This window comes from Gemmata sp. SH-PL17 (assembly GCF_001610855.1).
Lineage (GTDB): Bacteria > Planctomycetota > Planctomycetia > Gemmatales > Gemmataceae > Gemmata > Gemmata massiliana.
In genome coordinates this window covers 3,826,648-3,842,596 of sequence record NZ_CP011271.1, presented here as the reverse complement: position 1 = coordinate 3,842,596, position 15,949 = coordinate 3,826,648, and the positions used below count along the sequence as shown (strand labels likewise).

Below are 15,949 nucleotides of genomic sequence, written 5' to 3'. Positions count from 1 at the left end.
CTGTCGACTACGGCCGACAGCGGCGGGCGCGGCGCCGTTCTCGAAGTACACATCCGCCCCCGATCCGTGTCAGGTCTTCGCGGGTAGAAACGGCTCGACGTGCAGGTCGCCGGTCCGACCGACGTACTGCACCCGGCTGCCGGTGATCTGGGTAAAATACCCAACGCATCCGGCCGCCATGATCCGGCGGAGGAACTCGGGGAAGATGATCTCCCCGCGCTGACTCGCGCGCACCGCCCCCTCCACCGCCGCGACATCGAACGACTCGGCGATGGGATCACGCAGCACACCGGTGGCGAGCACGTGTGACTCCCCGCACGACAGGTAGTAGGTCGTTTCGTCGCGCGTGAGGTCGACGTGGTACCGCTCGACGCCGGCCGCGTGCAGCCTGCGCACCACTTCCGGGAACGGGATCGTACCCGCGATCGACCGTTCCTTGCAGTCCTTTATCACCGCGAGCCGCTCCTGACTGGTCATGGCTCCGCCTTTCGGGTTCGGGTTACGAGACCGGCACGTCCTTCAGCTCGTGCCGCCGCACGACGTCCTCCATTAGCTCCACCAGCACCGCCCGCTGCTCGGCGTCGAGGTGCCCGAAAAACTCGGCGTCGTTCGCGTCCGCCAGGGCCGCGAGAACCGGTACGAGTTTCCGCCCGGCCGCGGTGAGCGCGACCGTCTGGAACCGCTTGTCGCCCCGTGCGGCGGTGCGCGAGACCAGCTTCTTGGTTAGCAACCGGTCGACGAGCTTGGAAACGGCCCCGCGGGTCGTCCCCAGCGCTTCGGCGACGGCGCTCGGGGCAACGGCCCCGGAAGCGAGCAGTTGGCGCAGCACCACCCACTCGGCGACCGTCACACCGTGGGCTTCAACCTTCTGGCTGAAGGCGTGGGAGACGTGATTGGAGACGAAGCGCAACCAGAACCCGACGTGGGCATCGAGCGGGCTGGGTTCGGTCGGCATGGATCGACCTCGGACAATTAGTTTCCTAGGAAACAATGTCGCCCATTCGGTCTGCCCACAAGAGCGATCCGGCGGGATTCTCGCCCAAAGCGAAGTGAGTACGGTCCGATCCGCGTTATCCGCGGCTCTTCTTTCTTCTTCTAGCTGTAACCACAGCTACAAATCCTGAAGTACGTTCGTGGTCGAGATCTCGCTCCGCGCGCCCACTCTGGAATCGACGAAGCTGGTCGCGGCATAAATCTCTCGAACCACACTCAGCGAGAATCGTCCGATGACCGAAACGCAGTGGCTCGCAACAACCGACCTGTACTTACTGGCGCAGTTCCTTCGCACAGGCCATCGCGTGAACCGGATCAAATCCGGACGACGGCGAATGCGGTTATTCGGATGTGCCTGTTGCCGGCTCGTTTGGCCCTTGTTCGCACCCGACCCCAAGTGCGCGGAGTTGATATCTGAAGCAGAACGGTTTGCGGACGCAAGCAGTTCCCGGCAATCGCTCGCGCGTCTCGAAGCAGCCCTACCCTCCACGGGAGGCCCCGAACTCGGGTTCCGCTTTTTCGAGTTCCACGCCGCCCGGATGGTCGCTAACTCGAACGTTTTTGTGGCAGCGGTTGCGGCCGCTCAGACGCTCGCCCAAGGGATTCGGTACAGAGCGAATCGGTCTGGCGCACCAACACTTCTCAGCGCTTCAATACCCATCGACGGGCAACAAATCGCAATTCTGCGCGACATCTTCGGGAACCCGTTCGACCCCGTCATGTTCTCCCCAAACTGGCACACCGATACCGCTGTCACACTTGCATCCCAGATGTACGAGTCGCGTGACTTTAGTGCGATGCCGATCCTAGCCGATGCACTTCAGGACGCTGGGTGCAACGACGACCGAATTTTGGACCACTGTCGCGGACCGGGGCCGCACGTTCGGGGGTGCTGGGTTGTTGACCTGTTGCTCGGCAAGGAGTGATTCATGACCGAGGCGGACTGGAACAAATCGAACGACGTCGAGAAGTTGGTGGCGTTCCTGCGACGCCGGTTCGGGCCGAGGAAACTCCGTTTGTTCGGCTGCGCGTGCTGCCGGTCGGTCTGGGACTATTTCGACGACGAAACCGTCCGACGGGGAGTCGAGTGCGCCGAGCGGTGTGCGGACGGCGACGTCCCCGCGGACGAGCGCGAAGCGGTCACGGCCGCTGTCAAAGTCGTCGCTGAAGCGACACCCCAGAAGCTACCCCTCTATCGAGCCGTTGCCGAACTATTAGAGTGGAAAGCCAATCACACAACGGCGCTGAACGTGGCCCGCGAGGTTGGGATCGCCGCGCACCGAGCAACCGGTAACCTGGAAACCCGGCGCGACCAACCGGGGTTCCTCCGCGACCTCTTCGGGCCGCTTCCATTTCGCCCCGTCCCATTCGACTCAGCATGGGGAACCTCGACCGTGACTGCGCTGGCCCGCGGTATTTATGCGGAGCGCGCGTTCGACCGGATGCCCATTCTGGCCGATGCCCTTCAGGACGCCGGCTGCGACAGCGACGACATCCTGAACCACTGCCGCGCGCCGGCCACACATGTGCATGGGTGCTGGGTCGTCGATTTGGTGCTCAGCAAGGAATAGTGGTGAACGGACGGTTCCAGGGGGCAACCAATGACCGAAGCAGAATGGCTTACGTGCCGAGAAACACATCCAATGCTCGCACACGTCGAAGCACATGTCGAACAGCGCAAACCAGGCCTTCTGGTTCTCGCTTGTTTCAATCTTATTTGGGACGAGTTGCCCGATGTCTGTCGAGATTGGGTTATTGCGTTCGGCAACGAGATCGAAGGCCGCGTGGCAGATCAGATAGATGATAAGTGGTTGGATGTCTTGGACTATTTTCGTGACCAGAACACCCCGGATGGCGAACGGCGGTATGCACTTCTCAATCTCTCAACCGGATGTGAGATGGGATGTTGGTCGGATGATTACTACCCCGATCGGGGTGATACTGTTTGGGCACAGGCTGAGGCAGAACACGCAGACGTGCTTCGCGACATTTTCGGGAATCCGTTCCGCCCCGTCACACTTTCCCCTTCGTCGATCACCTCAATCGCCGTTGCGCTTGCAGCCCAAATGTACGAGTCGCGCGACTTCAGCGCGATGCCCATTCTGGCGGACGCTTTGCAGGACGCCGGGTGCGACAACGACGACATCCTGAATCACTGTCGCGGTCCCGGGCCGCACGTGCGCGGGTGCTGGGTCGTGGACCTTGTCCTCGGCAAGCAGTAGCGAAGGGAATCGCTGCTCAGATCTGCATAGATGATGATCTTATTTTCACAAATAAACTTTGTTCCACAAATCAACTTGGCGTAAAATACCAAGCATAGGGAAATGTCCTGTTGGATGCTGTGTTCGTGTACGACCCCTCTGCGACCGGGATGGCGTGGCGAAAATGTTAGCCGGCGCGAACGAGATATGTCATTTTTCGCGAGGGAAAGTGCGATTCTGGCGGCCCGTTTCCCGAGATGTTAGCAATTGTTAGCCGCGCAAAGAGGCGTCGGCGCGGAAGCTGGAGTTGGGAAGTGGGGCCGCGTTGTGTTCGGTTCGCGAACGTCGTTGACCAAATTGGAAGTCGCTTCTCACCGGGGAGGTATAGTAACTCTTGGTTCGGTCGCGTGAGCAGAGAACGCGGGAGTCGCGGTGGAAACGTCGGTGCTTCACCAAACCCGGTTCCCGTTCGCGAGTTGAACCAGAAAACGAGCTGCAACCGCCGCAATCGCTGGAGACGCACGATGGCTGATCCCGCTCCCGATGAACCCGAATCACGGAAGGTGTTCGTTGCCCCGAACTCGCAGGTGGCGGAAGCAGTAATCCGGGTGCTCGCGTCCAAGGACATCGCGGCCGAGATCGAGTTGCCACCCCCGGCCCCGGTTTCTGCGCTCACCGGGATGAGCGACGAGGCGCCGATCGAAGAGTTCCCGGTCGTGGTGACCGATCCCTCCAAGATCAAGGACGCACTGGAGTTACTCGGCGCGGCACAGTCGGTGGCCGCGTTCAAGGCCATCCAGGACAAACGCGCGAGTCGCACCGGAACGGTCACCGCGGTGTGCGAGGATTGCGGCAAGTCGTCCGACTGGCCCGCGCAGAAAATGGGAACGACCGAAAACTGCCCGCACTGCGGCGGATTCATGGACATCCCCGACCCGGACGAGGACTGGTCCGATATGGATGTCGGCACCCCCGAAGAAGACGAGGAGCCCGAGGAATAGCGATGTCGTTCGCACTCCCCCCATTCACCGTTGCCCCGCAAGAAGCCGGGTTCACGCTCGCGAAAGTGCTGCGATCGCGGCTCGGCGGGCCGTCGTGGACCGACGTGCGCAAACTCATCGCCGCGCGCCGCGTGAAGGTCGGCGACGCGATCTGCTCGGACGAGGCGCGCCGCGTGAAGGAAGACGAGGTCGTGGTGCTCTTGGAGCACCCCAAGCCGCTCCCGCGCGCCGCACACCCGGAGCGACTCGTCGTCCGGCACCTCGACGAACACGTGGTCGTGGTCGAGAAGCCCGCGGGCGTGAACACCGTCCGGCACCCCGCGGAACTGGAGTGGTCCGAACAGCGCCGCGAACTCGACCCCACGCTCCAGGATCTCGCGCAGTGGGCCATCGCCCACCAACTCAACCGCGCGCCGCGCGACTTGAACGGGCTGCGGATCGTCCACCGACTCGACAAGGAAACGAGCGGGCTGGTAGTGTTCGCGCGCTCGGTACTCGCCGAGCGCGAACTCGGACTCCAGTTCCGCAAGCACACCGTCGTCCGGCGCTACCTCACCGTGGTGCCCGGCATTCTGAGCGCGCAAACGATCCGCTCGCGCTTGGTCGAAGACCGCGGCGACGGCCGGCGCGGGAGCACGAAACTTACCGGCGTGGGCAAAGAAGCCGTCACACACATCGCGCTGGAAGAACGGCTCCCGGGCTACACACTGCTCTCGTGCCGGCTCGAAACGGGCCGCACGCACCAGATCCGCATCCACCTCTCGGAAGCCGGGCACCCGGTGTGCGGCGACAAGGTGTACGTGAAGAGGGCCAACGGCGAGGTGTTCGACGACAAGAGCGAAGCCCCGCGCCTCGCGCTCCATGCCACGGAACTGGGCTTCGAGCACCCCGCCACCAACGCACACCTGCACTGGTCGATGCCGCTCCCCGGCGACCTGCAAAAGTTCGTTGAGAAGTTGAGGGGCAAATCGTAATTACGTCGGTCGTACTGTGGGGCACGAAATGGCCAAAAGAAAGGCAAAAGCGCGTGCCGCAACCCCGATGTCCCCGGATGAAGCCGGACTCATCGCGTTCGTTCAGGCGAACCCCGACGATACGACCGCCCGCGCCGCCCTTGCGGACTGGCTCGACGAACATGACCGACGACTGGACGCCGCCAAACAACGCGACGCCGCGGGTATCTCCGAAGTCTACTACAAACTGCGCCGGAAGTCGGACGGGCTGTTCTCGGAGGGGCGCGAGCAGAGTCGCGGGACGGGGATCGATATCGTCTACCGCTGGTCCACGAAGGGAAAGAGCTGGCGGCGCCTCGAAGACCTGCGTGCGCACCTCGCGGCCCTCCGTCCGTGGAACCGGGCCTACGGCGGAAGAGGCAAAGCGGGCACGCCCTGGACCGACTTGGAGGTGGTCGTAGTTGAAGTGCGGGCGGTGGCGCTGGCTCATCTCTCGATCACGTTCGGGAAGCCCGGACAGGATCGCGGGGCCAAGTCGATCGTCATCGGGGAACCTAAGGGCTGAGCCGCGCTCGTTTTGATTGTTTTCTGTAGCCGGCCTCTGCGAGGCCGGTAGGCCCTAAGTTTGTGGCTCTTCGGCTTCACACAACGAATTTCAATCCTTGGAGCTCGAATCCGGGCAACGAGTTGCGCAGAATGGAGTTCGCGTTCCGTGACACCTTGCAGTTGGGGGTCGGATTGCGAGGTGTGTCATGGAACGCGAACTCTGGAAGGCAGTTTACCCGGGGTTACAGAAGGTCGCGCGTCGATTCGAGCAGCGGTACGTACAGATCCACTCGTGGCGCGTGGCCGCGGTGCTGCTCTGGGGTGCCCTCCACGACCGCCCCGTGTGTTGGGCGTGTGACGCGCGCAACTGGACCACCACGCGCCTCAAACCGGACCGGCTCCCGTCCCCGGCCACAGTGAGCCGGCGCGCCCAGAAGACCTCGTTCGCCCTGTTCTTCAGCGCCTTGGCGAACGAACTCAAGGGCACCGGACCGCCGGCCTGGGAACTGATTGTGGACGGCAAGCCATTGCCCGTGGGCAAGTGCTTCAAGGATCCGGATGCCAAACCGAGCCCATGCGGGCTCGGGTACAAGTTGCGCGCCCTATGGGGCACCAAATCCATGCCCGACGTGTGGGAAGTAACAGCGGCCCGGGAGAACGAGAGCGCGGTGGCGGTGCGGTTGCTAACCCCGGTCCGAGGCACCGGGTTCCTATATGTGGACGGGAGCTACGAGGACAACCGGGTGTACGACGCGGCCGGGGCGAGCGGGTACCTGCTGTTGGCGAACCCGGGCACCCAGGCCACCGGTGGGACACGGGTACCAGAGCCCGTACCGGTTGCGCGCCCTGCGCCCGTTCGCCGACGGGTTCGGATGGAAGCTATACCGGCACCGCACGCACATCGAGCGCGCGTTCGGTAACATGGGCGCGTTCGGGGGCGGGGTTGGCGCCGCTACCCAACTGGGTCCGGCGCCTCGGGCGCGTGACCCGTTGGGTGTGCTGCGAGCGCATCATCAACGCCGCGCGCATCATCCGCAAACAACACAACCTGTGACGATTGAAATTCGTTGACAGAGGCCGGCTACAAAAAACAATCGGACCGAGGCCGAATCACCTCGGAACCGGCGCGCGTCCGGCGCGGTACGCGCTCCACGAGTTCGTAGACTGTCAGCGGGACGAGCCAACTGCACCACACCGCGACGATGTACGCCCCTTCGGGACTCGGCACGCCGATCATTCCCGCGGTCCCCGAGGTCAGGCGCAGAACCACGGCCGAACAAATCAGCACGAAACAGCGCATCATCCACTGCCGGTGCCGGTCGAAGTGGCGCCGGCGCGCGTGAACGACACCGAGGACCGCGCAAGTCGCGGTCGCCCCGGCTAGCGCGGCGAAACTCAGACCCGCGCGCCAGCCCCCGAATGCGTGCCGGGACAATATCACGCTGCTCGGCAGCACGAGCGCCAGCAACACGACGACCTGGACCCGGCCCAGCACGCGGTGCAACCGGTCGCGGCGCCGGCGCGGGGGCGCGACCACCAAGAACAGGCCGTTGAGTAGCACGATCGGGCTGGACAGGATGTGGACGTAGAACGCGGGCCGGTAGCTCCCGACGAACGTGGACTCGCGCCCCTGGAGGAACAGCGAGTCGAAATCGGGCGGGAAGTAATCGGGGTAGTTCGACAGGATCGTGACCAGCACCCGCAGGACCAGCACGGCCGCGAGCCAGCGGAGAACGGTCGTGAGAAGGCGGTATCGCACAACGTGCATTGTTGAACTGGCGCGTGCCGCTTTTGATTTGGTGGCACAGGCCTCTGGCCTGTGGAGACACTTACACAGGCCAGAGGCCTGTGCCACGCACAAGCTTTCAACACCGTTATGGTGCTCAATCCAGGTCGAACGGTTCCCCGCCGGCGATGGTGATCGCGGCGGCCAGATTGTGCGGCGCCACTTTGCCGCTGACGAATCGCACGCTCCCGTCGGCCATCGCCACGTTCGCGCCGCCGCCGTGTTCCCCGAACGGTCGGCCGTCACCGACCGGCGGGGCGTCGGCCGGGTCGAACCCGCGCACGGTCGATGGCCCGCCGCGCGCCCACGGTCCGAGACCGGCGCGCGTTTCTATCAGGGCGATCGTGTTACTCGTCCCGTCTTTAATCATCGTGAACGAGGTCCGGCGGTCGTACCCCATGAAACCGTTACCGGCGGTGCCGGCCGGTTGCTCGGCGGCCCCGAGGCCGATGCCGGACAGCGCGACGTAATTGGTCAGAGTGGGGTTTGTCGAAGATTCTTGCGACCCCGCGCACAGGAACGTTTTGACGGGCGCCTGTATTGCCGTGAGGTTCGCCGCGTAGCCCTTTTCGACATCGAGCTTCTTAAACAGATCGTCCTGTTCGAGGTGCGGCAGTAGCGCGGCCGCCCAACTGAGCCGCTCATCGGGGGACTTGCCCGGTCCAAAGCACCCCGTGGGGAGAAGTGAGTCCGTGGCGGTCGGGCGCTCGGCCGACTGGGACGTCGTCGAATGGTTGTCAGCGTAGCTGTGCGCGCCCAGCATCAGTTGTTTCAGATTATTCGAGCACTTCATGCGCGCGGCCGCTCCGTGGACTCGCCGGGTCGCGGGGAGCGCGAGAGCAAACAGTATCGCGATGATGGCAAAGATGACCAGAACTTCGATCAGGCTGAATCCGTTGCGATTGGACCGGGACACGGCAGATCCTCGGCGCGGGAGGTGGCTCCGTGCGCCCTCAATTTACTCGAATCGCCGGCTCGGGCCGGCGAACGTGCGGGGCACTGTGTGTAGAACGTCTCCCGACCCCCGTCATCCCACGAAAATGCCTCCGGTCGTTGTGATTCCGATGGCGAAGAACGAGTCGACCGGTTCGAGCGTGAACAGGTCGTACCGGCGCACCGTCGGGGCGGTCCCCGCGCCCGCGCCGACCACCAGCGTCGACGCTCCAGCGCTCACTTTGACTCCGCCCGCGAACCCCGGAGCGAATGCCAGGAAGCTCGCCTGCTCGCTTCCGGCTTGGGTGAACACTTTGACGTGTGAGCCGATCCCGGCACCGACCACGATCCGGCCCTGATCGGCCCCCACGCTCACCCCACTGCGGAACCCGGGATCGAACGCCAGGAAACTCGATTCGAGCGCGAGCGAGGTGGCGTTAAACACCTTCACGTTGGAGAAGCCGCCCGTGCCGGCTCCGACGACGATTTTGCCCGTGTCGCCGGCAACGGTGACACCGCCCCGGAACCCGATGTCGAATGCGAGGAAGCTCGCGATTCGAGCCAGGTCTGAGAACCGGAACGCGGTGACGTGGGGATTACCCCCGGCCCCGGCGCCGACAAGGATCTCGGCGCGCTCGTCCCCGTCCAGGTCTGCTGCGCCCACGTTGACCCCGCCGTGGAAGTTGGGATCGAACGCGAAGAAGCTGGCGATCTCGGCCCCGGTCGCGCCGTCGAACACCTTGATGTGCGGTCCGGCCCCAGGCCCCGCGCCGGTCACAATATCTGGAGTGCCGTCGTTGTTCACATCGCCGACCGCAACCCGTGCCCCGCCCGCGAACCCGGCGTAGGGCGCCAGGGTGAATCGCAGAGAGCCGTCCGCGTTGTACACGTTCACCCGGGCCGCGGCGCCGGCCCCCGAACCCACTGCGAACAGGCGCCGGGTCGTTGACAGTGTGGTCGTCGGGGTCGTCGTGAGTGTGGCTGTTTGGTCGGCCGGGGTCGGGTCCGAGATGCTGGCGGGCGAGGTAGCCGTGGCCGTGAGCGTGAGCGCCGAAGACCCGAGGACGACCTGGATGCTGTACGTGACGGTCGTCCCGGGCGGGAGCGTGAGGGTATCACTCGCCGCCCCGGTGCCGGTGCCCGTGTTACCGGTGGCGCCGGTGCCGGCGGTACTGGTGAACGTGAAACCGCTCGCGCCCGCGGGGACAGGGACCGTGAACCCGGTGCCGGTCGCAATTTGAGGGCCGGCGTTGGTTACCGTGACCGTGTAGGTGACGGTGGCCCCGGGCGCGGCCGACGCCGGGCCGGTGACGGTGACCCGGAGGTCCGCCGTGAACACGGTCGTGTTCTGGAGCACCGTGAGGCTGCTACTGCCCGAGTTGGTGGTAACGATGTCGAGGCGCCCGTCGCCGTTCAGGTCCGCTGTCGTAACGGCGTAGGGATTGTTTCCCGTTGTGACCGGCGCGTCGGCGGTGAACGAACCGGACCCGTTGTTGAGCAAAATGCTCAGCGTGCCGGCGGAAAAGTTGTCGACGATGAGATCCGTGTCTCCGTCGCCGTCCAGGTCCGCCGACGTGATCCCGCGCGGGCCGGTGCCGGTCGCCACGGTGGACGCGGTGAAGGAACCGGTCCCGTTGTTCAACAAAATGCTGACGTTGTTGTTGCTGTTATTGGTAACCGCGAGGTCGGTGTCCCCGTCGCCGTCCAGGTCCGCCGCCGTGACCGCGACCGGGTGCGTACCTACCGCGAGCGGGGAGCCGGTGGCGTTCGTAAAGGCCGCGGACCCGTTGTTGAGCAGGACGCTCACGGTGTTGGTGGCGTAGTTGGCGACGGCGAGATCGATGTCCCCGTCGCCGTCCAGGTCCGCCGCTGTGATCCCGCGCGGGACGGTGCCGACCGGAACCGCGGCGGCCGGGGTGAAGGAACCGGTCCCGTTGTTCAGCAAGATGCTGACGTTATTGCCACTGTAGTTAGTGACGGCGAGGTCGGTGTCGCCGTCGCCGTCCAGGTCCGCCGCCGTGATCTCACGCGGGCCGTTGGTAACCGGAACCGGGGTGCCGGCAACAAAGGTACCCGACCCGTTGTTGAGCAGGATGCTGACGTTGTCGCTGATGTAATTGGTGGTTGCGAGGTCGGTGTCTCCGTCGCCGTCCAGGTCCGCGGCCTTGAGCGAGACCGGGCTGTTACCGACCGCGAACGGCGAACCGGTCGAGTTGGTGAACGAGCCGGACCCGTTGTTAAGCAGCACACTCGCGGTGTTGCTGCCGAAGTTGGCCGAGGCCAGGTCAAGATCGCCGTCGCCGTCCACGTCCGCGGCCACGACCCCGCCCGGGCTCACCCCGACCGTGATCGGGGAGCCGGGGAACGGGGTGAAGGTTGCGGGGACGTCGCGCGTTTCGAGGCGCTCGATTCGGAGGCGAGTTGACATCGGTACGCACCCTACCAAAGAGGCGACACGAACGGATTGATGAGTATCCTAGCCGAGAAGATGGTGCGGGTGGGCGAAATGCGGAAAATGGGACGATCGTGGCACCGTTACAATCGGAACGTCTGTTCCTTTAACGAACCTAAAGCGCGCCGGGCTCCCCGATGGTGAGGAGGCGCTCGATCTCGTCGCTTTTAAGCCCCAGCGCCCAGGGGCGCGCGACCCCGGGCAGCGCGACCACGTCGTACAGTTCGGTCACAGGTCCGTCGAGCCGCACCCAGTGCGCGGTAACGCCGGTGCGCAGGTCGATCACGTTCAGCCCGCACCGCGGTTCGGCCCCGCGCGCGGCCAGCGCGCCGTCGAGCGCGAGCCCGCCGAAGCTGTTGTCCCGGCGCGGCTTCGACAGCCCCACAACGGCGAAATCGCCCACGAACGTGAGCCCGCGCAGGTACCCCGGGCAGAACGCGACCGGCTCGAACCGCCCGGCCGCGAGGTCCGCGCGCCCCAGGAACCCGGTGCCCGAGTTGTGGAGCCACAGCGCCCCGTTGTGGACGCGCGGGGAGTGCGGCATCGACAGCCCGGACAGCACCACCTCGTTGGACCGCACGTCCACCACCACGCCCCCGTCCGCGCGCCGGTCGCGCCAGCCGTCGGCCACGTCGGAGGTGGCCACCGCGGTGACGTACCGGGCGCGCCCCGCGTCCAGCGCCAGCCCGTTCAGGTGGCACCGGTCCTCGGGTACCAGCGCGCTGATGAACGGGGGCTTCCACAGCGGGCGGAAGCTGGCGCGCTCGTCGACGGTGGCGAGGCAATTGAACTTGGTGTTCACGAACACGAGCCGGCCCGAGTCCTCGGGCGCGAGATCGTGAACGTCGAGGTCGCCGGTCGTGTGGGCCGTGCGCGGGACGAACAGTCGGTCGCGCCCGTCGTGGAACTGACCCGGCGCGAGGGCGTTGGCGAAGCGCCAGATCTGGTATCGCGTGGCGAGCCAGAGGGTCTGCCCGTCGCCCCACAGTCCCATGCTGTTGCGGAACGTGCGCTCGCACACGGCCGGGCGCCCGTCGGGTCCGGCCCCGAGCAGCAGCAACTTGTGCGACTGGTAGGTGGTGAACGCGAGCCCGACCCGTTCGCGGAGCAACCAGCCCACGAAGTCCGGGGAGCAGGTGATTTGCAGCCAGGGTTCGCCGGGCACCTTCTCGTCCGCCATCAGTTCCCCTCCGCGTTCGGGCACGGTTGGGGGTACTGTACCCGCGCGTCCGCGTGCAGCCACCGGAACTAACGCCCGAAGCGCCTCGAACCGACCCGGATTGTCGGTAAATTGCTCCCACCAGTCACGGATCGATCGCGGTGTGGTCACCGTGGTCATAGGCGCAAAGATGCGCTGTGACCAACGGTGACCACCCGCCTGCGATCGCACTACCGCACGTTTCGGTTCGGAATTATACCCGCGTCCCGTGGCGGTTCGGATAAATTATTTGAAATTTTTGTTCACTTGTATTCAATTGATTTGATTAGTGACGTGGTTGTGTGGCTTCGCAGCGAGGGAGCGCACAGCGATGTGGGCACTGTTCGGTGCTCTGAACTTCTGAAAGGTCGGGTCGCACGGTACACGGAGTCAAAATGTTAGTGATTGTCATTCGGGGGCAGGATCGCCCCGGCGGTGCAGAGGATTTCACCGCAGAGGGCGCGGAGAGCGCAGAGAAAAACAGGATCGGCTCTGGCCTTGTGCGGTGCAGTTCGCGTTCTTCTTTGTGCTCTCCGCGCCCTCTGCGGTGAGATCCTCCGCGACTGCCGAAATGCATTCGTACCGAATTTATGAGTGCGCATTTGATTTTGACCCGGCCATCGCTTATTTTGCTCGAATCGCCTGTTACGGTCGCTTCGTACTCGCGCCTCTCCACGGTTTCTGTCGAAACTTTGTCATTTCACACAGCGCCCGGTTCGGTCAGATGCCCCTCTGACTTCGCGGGGCGGCGCGAACGGGAGACCCGTTCGTTCGTGTGGGTGCGCGGTGTACGAGTGGGCGACCGATCCTGAGAGCCGGGGGTGCCATGAGTTGGGCGCCGAGGGACGGGGGCGAACAGGATTCGGACTCGAGCGCGGGGCCGGTGGGTAACACCGGCACCCCCGCGGACGGGTCGGGCGGTCGGGCACGCGCCGTGAGCGTAGCGGGGACGTGGTACTCGTTCCCCGCGACCGGCACCGCGGTCGACTGGGTGCGCGTCGGGTCGGCGCCGGGCGCGTTCACGTTCCGCCCGGACCGCGTGTACGGGTTCCACGCGCACGCGGCCGTAACGGACGCGGACCTGGAAGAGGTCCGTGCCCTGGCCGGCGCCACGACGCTCGTGATTCTGGTGCTCGGGGATTGCGGTGCGGTTACAGACGCCGGTTTGCTGTGCCTGAAGGGGCTGACTTCTTTGCACGCACTCGATTTGACCAACTGTCGGCACATCACGGACGCCGGGATCGCCGCGCTCGCCGCCGCGCTGCCCGGGTGCGAAATCACCACCGAATAGCGGCGCGGGCTTCCGGCACAAAAACCGGAAAGAACCGCGCGCCCGCGCTCACGAAATGACGCGCTGGCCGTTAATAGGGTGATACGTACTGTCGAGAACACGAGCGACCGCCTCTGTAACGGGTGTGCCCGATGAAACCGTGAGCGGTAGGATGGGTAGTATAAATTGTGAATTCGCACCCGACGGTTCGGGGCGAGCGCCGTCCGCAAGGGAGGTGCGATGACGAGGGCGCGACGTGGATAAGTACCCCTCAATGGCGGAACGCAGGATCGACCTGGTTCAGTTGTTCACCCGCCGGGACGCGCTCACGATCCCGGAAATCGAGGTCGAACTGAACACCCACCGGTTCGCGGTCGTTGCCGCGCTGTCCCACGGCTGGTTCGAGCGCCGCAGCACCGGGCGCAATGCCCGTTACGGGCTGTCCGCGCGCGGGCGCGAGAAGGCCGCAGAACTCACTTCCGAACGCCCCCTCGACGAAGATGCCCCGGGGCCGAGTGCCTGAGCCACCGGCCCGGGGCCGTTCCCCCCGCGCCGGAATTTGTTGTCACATCGATCGAGAATAACCGCTCCTGAAGGTGTCGCCACCTCTGACGGGTTGCGACAACGGGCGAGACGCACGCAGGGTGGGCCTCGCACGACCTAACTGAACCTCTTCAGGAGATCTCTCAATGAACGCTATTACCATCGAAGTTCCGGCCCAGATCGTCGTGAAGGAGTTGACGGGCCTGCGGGCCGGGGCCGCTGCCCAAACCGCCAACAACAACTCTTGCCGCCGCGGGTGTAGCCGCGGGTGCAACCGGGGCTGCCGTCGCAACTGCCGCCGCGGGTGCCACCGCAACTGCCGCCGCTCCTAAGTAACGCCCGGCCCGCTCGTCGCCCTCGTGCGGCGGGCGGGCCTTTTGTGCAACACGTCACCCGATCGCGTTCCGATCGAAATCAACCCGCGAGCGGCGCCAACCGCTCCGGCAACAATACAGGGAGTTCCGTTATGGTCCCGGCGACGGGGTACGGTCTGCGCGAGCCGGTTCGCGGCATTTACGACGAACCGGCGCTGACCGGGATCGAGATCACCTTCGAGCAGGCTGATGATCCATTGAGCCTTCAACGGTACATCGGGGACGAGCGCGAGTTCGACTACGTCAGCGTTCACGCGCTGAAGCTGTCCGTCGCCAGCGCCGACCCGCCGCGCCGCGACTACATGGACGCGCTACTGGCGATCGCACGGGAGAACGGGGCCGTCTCGGTGAGCGACCACCTGGGCTTCACTCGGGCCGGCGAGCGCGGGGCGGAAATGGGGCACTTTGCCCCGCCGCCCTACACGCACGCCGCGCTGGACGCCACGTGCCGTAACATCGACACCGTCATGCGGCACTTCGGCTACCTGAACTTCTTCCTGGAGAACATCGCCTACACCTTCCGGTTCAAAGCCGAGATGGAGGAGCGCGAGTTCCTGATCCGCACCCTCCAGCGGACCGGGTGCGGCTGGCTCCTAGACGTGACGAACGTTTACGCCAACAGCGTCAACCACAAGTACGACCCCTACGAGTTCATCCGCGAAGTCATGCCGTTCGCCCCTCGGGTCGAAATGCACCTGGCCGGCGGCCTGTTCAACGCGCGCCTCTCCACCTACGTGGACAGCCACTCCGAACCGATCCCCCAAGAAGTCTGGGATCTGTACCGCTACAGCCTCGAACAGGGGCGCGGAAAAGTCGAAGCCGTTTTCATCGAACGCGACGCAAACTTCCCCGACGAGACCGGTTGGCGGAGCGAGGTGCGCACCGCGCGCGAAATTGCTCTGGAAGTGGAGGCCCGGACGTGAACGCCGCACCCGAACAAACCGCACTCGATGCGTACCGCGCCGAGCTGCTGCTCCTGACCGAAGCGATGTCGGTTACCACCGAAGAGGCCCCCCAAGCGGACGTAGACTCACAGTTGCAGCTCGACGTGTTCGCCCGGGAGAACTTCGACAAGCGCATCGACAAGGTAAAAGCCCAGATCGAATTCATTCAGGAAGCGTTCGACGATCTACCCGAACTGCTCCGGGTGTTCTCGCTCGAACACCCGATGGCGCTCTACGACCGGCAGAACAGCGACGGCGCGGCGTTCCTCGACTGGCTCACCGACCGGCACCAGCTTACTGGGGCGCAAAAAGACTCCGTGACAGTTGCCCGGAGCCGCATCCGGATCGAGGAGATCGCCGCCGTCGAACGGGCGGAGCACGTCCGCTTCCAGGAACTCCTCGGCGCCGCGGAGGAACTCCTGCCGGAACTGGAAACGAACATCGATCTTCAACTGCATCTGAATCCGATTCGGGTGCGCGCCCGGCTGTTGACAGACACGTTTCTGGAAGGCGAGAAGCCGCCCGTGGATGTGGTGTTTTTCGCTCGCGACGAAGACGTTCGCACTGCCGTGCTCGGTGCCACCGGCCTGGAGTTGCTCGAAGAACTGGCCCGGTTCGCGCCGTGTACGTTCGGCGTCTGGGTGCTCCTCAGCGACATCGCGGAACGCGAAGAACTGATCCGGTTCGCGCAGCAGTTGGTCGAATTGGGACTGTTGGCGCTGGAGTAGTGCGAGCTCAAATTCAAACCGAGAACG

The 15,949-nt window shown here is 64.8% G+C and carries 18 protein-coding genes; 12 read left to right on the top strand and 6 right to left on the bottom strand.

Going from position 1 to position 15,949, the window contains the following annotated elements; genetic code table 11:
* Window positions 1-69: 69 nt before the first annotated feature.
* Both VT84_RS16025 and VT84_RS16020 read right to left on the bottom strand, forming a co-directional pair.
* Window positions 70-477, bottom strand: a complete 408-nt coding sequence (locus VT84_RS16025) for a DUF1398 domain-containing protein (RefSeq protein WP_052562168.1) — start codon at window positions 475-477, stop codon at window positions 70-72.
* Between the two features lie 22 nt (window positions 478-499).
* Window positions 500-955 carry a MarR family winged helix-turn-helix transcriptional regulator gene (locus tag VT84_RS16020; RefSeq protein ID WP_082840244.1) on the bottom strand — a complete coding sequence of 152 codons (456 nt, stop codon included), beginning with the start codon at window positions 953-955 and terminating at the stop codon, window positions 500-502.
* Window positions 956-1,712: 757 nt separating this feature from the next.
* Between VT84_RS16020 and VT84_RS16015 the strand changes: the two genes are divergently transcribed.
* From VT84_RS16015 to VT84_RS15985, 7 genes are all read left to right on the top strand, one after another.
* Window positions 1,713-1,919, top strand: a complete 207-nt coding sequence (locus VT84_RS16015; RefSeq protein WP_239465862.1) for a hypothetical protein — start codon at window positions 1,713-1,715, stop codon at window positions 1,917-1,919.
* 3 nt (window positions 1,920-1,922) lie between these two features.
* Entirely contained in the window at window positions 1,923-2,564 is a 642-nt protein-coding gene (locus VT84_RS40865) for a hypothetical protein (protein ID WP_052562163.1), read from the top strand.
* A gap of 72 nt (window positions 2,565-2,636) precedes the next feature.
* Window positions 2,637-3,215, top strand: coding sequence for a hypothetical protein (locus VT84_RS40860; protein WP_052562161.1), 579 nt, complete (start codon window positions 2,637-2,639; stop codon window positions 3,213-3,215).
* A 503-nt stretch (window positions 3,216-3,718) separates the two neighbouring features.
* The gene (locus VT84_RS16000) at window positions 3,719-4,195 is read left to right on the top strand and encodes a hypothetical protein (RefSeq protein ID WP_082840243.1); all 477 of its coding nucleotides are present in this window, start codon (window positions 3,719-3,721) and stop codon (window positions 4,193-4,195) included.
* A gap of 2 nt (window positions 4,196-4,197) precedes the next feature.
* Window positions 4,198-5,169 carry an RluA family pseudouridine synthase gene (locus VT84_RS15995; protein ID WP_082840242.1) on the top strand — a complete coding sequence of 324 codons (972 nt, stop codon included), beginning with the start codon at window positions 4,198-4,200 and terminating at the stop codon, window positions 5,167-5,169.
* A gap of 28 nt (window positions 5,170-5,197) precedes the next feature.
* Complete coding sequence (locus tag VT84_RS15990) at window positions 5,198-5,713, top strand: TIGR02996 domain-containing protein (protein ID WP_082840241.1); 516 nt, start codon at window positions 5,198-5,200, stop codon at window positions 5,711-5,713.
* Window positions 5,714-5,900: 187 nt separating this feature from the next.
* On the top strand, window positions 5,901-6,614 hold the full coding sequence (locus tag VT84_RS15985) for a hypothetical protein (protein WP_082840240.1): 714 nt from the start codon (window positions 5,901-5,903) through the stop codon (window positions 6,612-6,614).
* Between the two features lie 161 nt (window positions 6,615-6,775).
* Here the strand turns inward: VT84_RS15985 and VT84_RS15980 are convergent, their stop codons facing one another.
* The 4 genes from VT84_RS15980 to VT84_RS15965 all read right to left on the bottom strand — a co-directional run bounded on the left by VT84_RS15980 (window position 6,776) and on the right by VT84_RS15965 (window position 12,045).
* Complete coding sequence (locus VT84_RS15980) at window positions 6,776-7,453, bottom strand: DUF2306 domain-containing protein (RefSeq protein WP_410000382.1); 678 nt, start codon at window positions 7,451-7,453, stop codon at window positions 6,776-6,778.
* A gap of 124 nt (window positions 7,454-7,577) precedes the next feature.
* Window positions 7,578-8,396 carry a DUF1559 domain-containing protein gene (locus tag VT84_RS15975; RefSeq protein WP_082840238.1) on the bottom strand — a complete coding sequence of 273 codons (819 nt, stop codon included), beginning with the start codon at window positions 8,394-8,396 and terminating at the stop codon, window positions 7,578-7,580.
* Window positions 8,397-8,507: 111 nt separating this feature from the next.
* Entirely contained in the window at window positions 8,508-10,841 is a 2,334-nt protein-coding gene (locus VT84_RS15970; protein WP_082840237.1) for a beta strand repeat-containing protein, read from the bottom strand.
* A 139-nt stretch (window positions 10,842-10,980) separates the two neighbouring features.
* A complete protein-coding gene (locus VT84_RS15965) occupies window positions 10,981-12,045 on the bottom strand; it encodes a TIGR03032 family protein (protein WP_082840236.1) in 1,065 nt (354 codons plus the stop codon).
* Window positions 12,046-12,889: 844 nt separating this feature from the next.
* On the opposite strand from VT84_RS15965, the gene VT84_RS15960 reads away from it, so the two are divergent.
* The 5 genes from VT84_RS15960 to VT84_RS15940 all read left to right on the top strand — a co-directional run bounded on the left by VT84_RS15960 (window position 12,890) and on the right by VT84_RS15940 (window position 15,922).
* Window positions 12,890-13,354, top strand: a complete 465-nt coding sequence (locus VT84_RS15960; protein WP_052562145.1) for a hypothetical protein — start codon at window positions 12,890-12,892, stop codon at window positions 13,352-13,354.
* Window positions 13,355-13,589: 235 nt separating this feature from the next.
* A complete protein-coding gene (locus VT84_RS15955) occupies window positions 13,590-13,856 on the top strand; it encodes a hypothetical protein (protein ID WP_157469535.1) in 267 nt (88 codons plus the stop codon).
* 166 nt (window positions 13,857-14,022) lie between these two features.
* Window positions 14,023-14,208, top strand: coding sequence for a hypothetical protein (locus tag VT84_RS15950; RefSeq protein ID WP_082840234.1), 186 nt, complete (start codon window positions 14,023-14,025; stop codon window positions 14,206-14,208).
* 134 nt (window positions 14,209-14,342) lie between these two features.
* Entirely contained in the window at window positions 14,343-15,173 is an 831-nt protein-coding gene (locus tag VT84_RS15945) for a DUF692 family multinuclear iron-containing protein (protein ID WP_082840233.1), read from the top strand.
* Complete coding sequence (locus VT84_RS15940) at window positions 15,170-15,922, top strand: hypothetical protein (protein ID WP_082840232.1); 753 nt, start codon at window positions 15,170-15,172, stop codon at window positions 15,920-15,922. The genes VT84_RS15945 and VT84_RS15940 overlap by 4 nt, the downstream gene beginning before the upstream one ends.
* Window positions 15,923-15,949 lie beyond the last annotated feature (27 nt).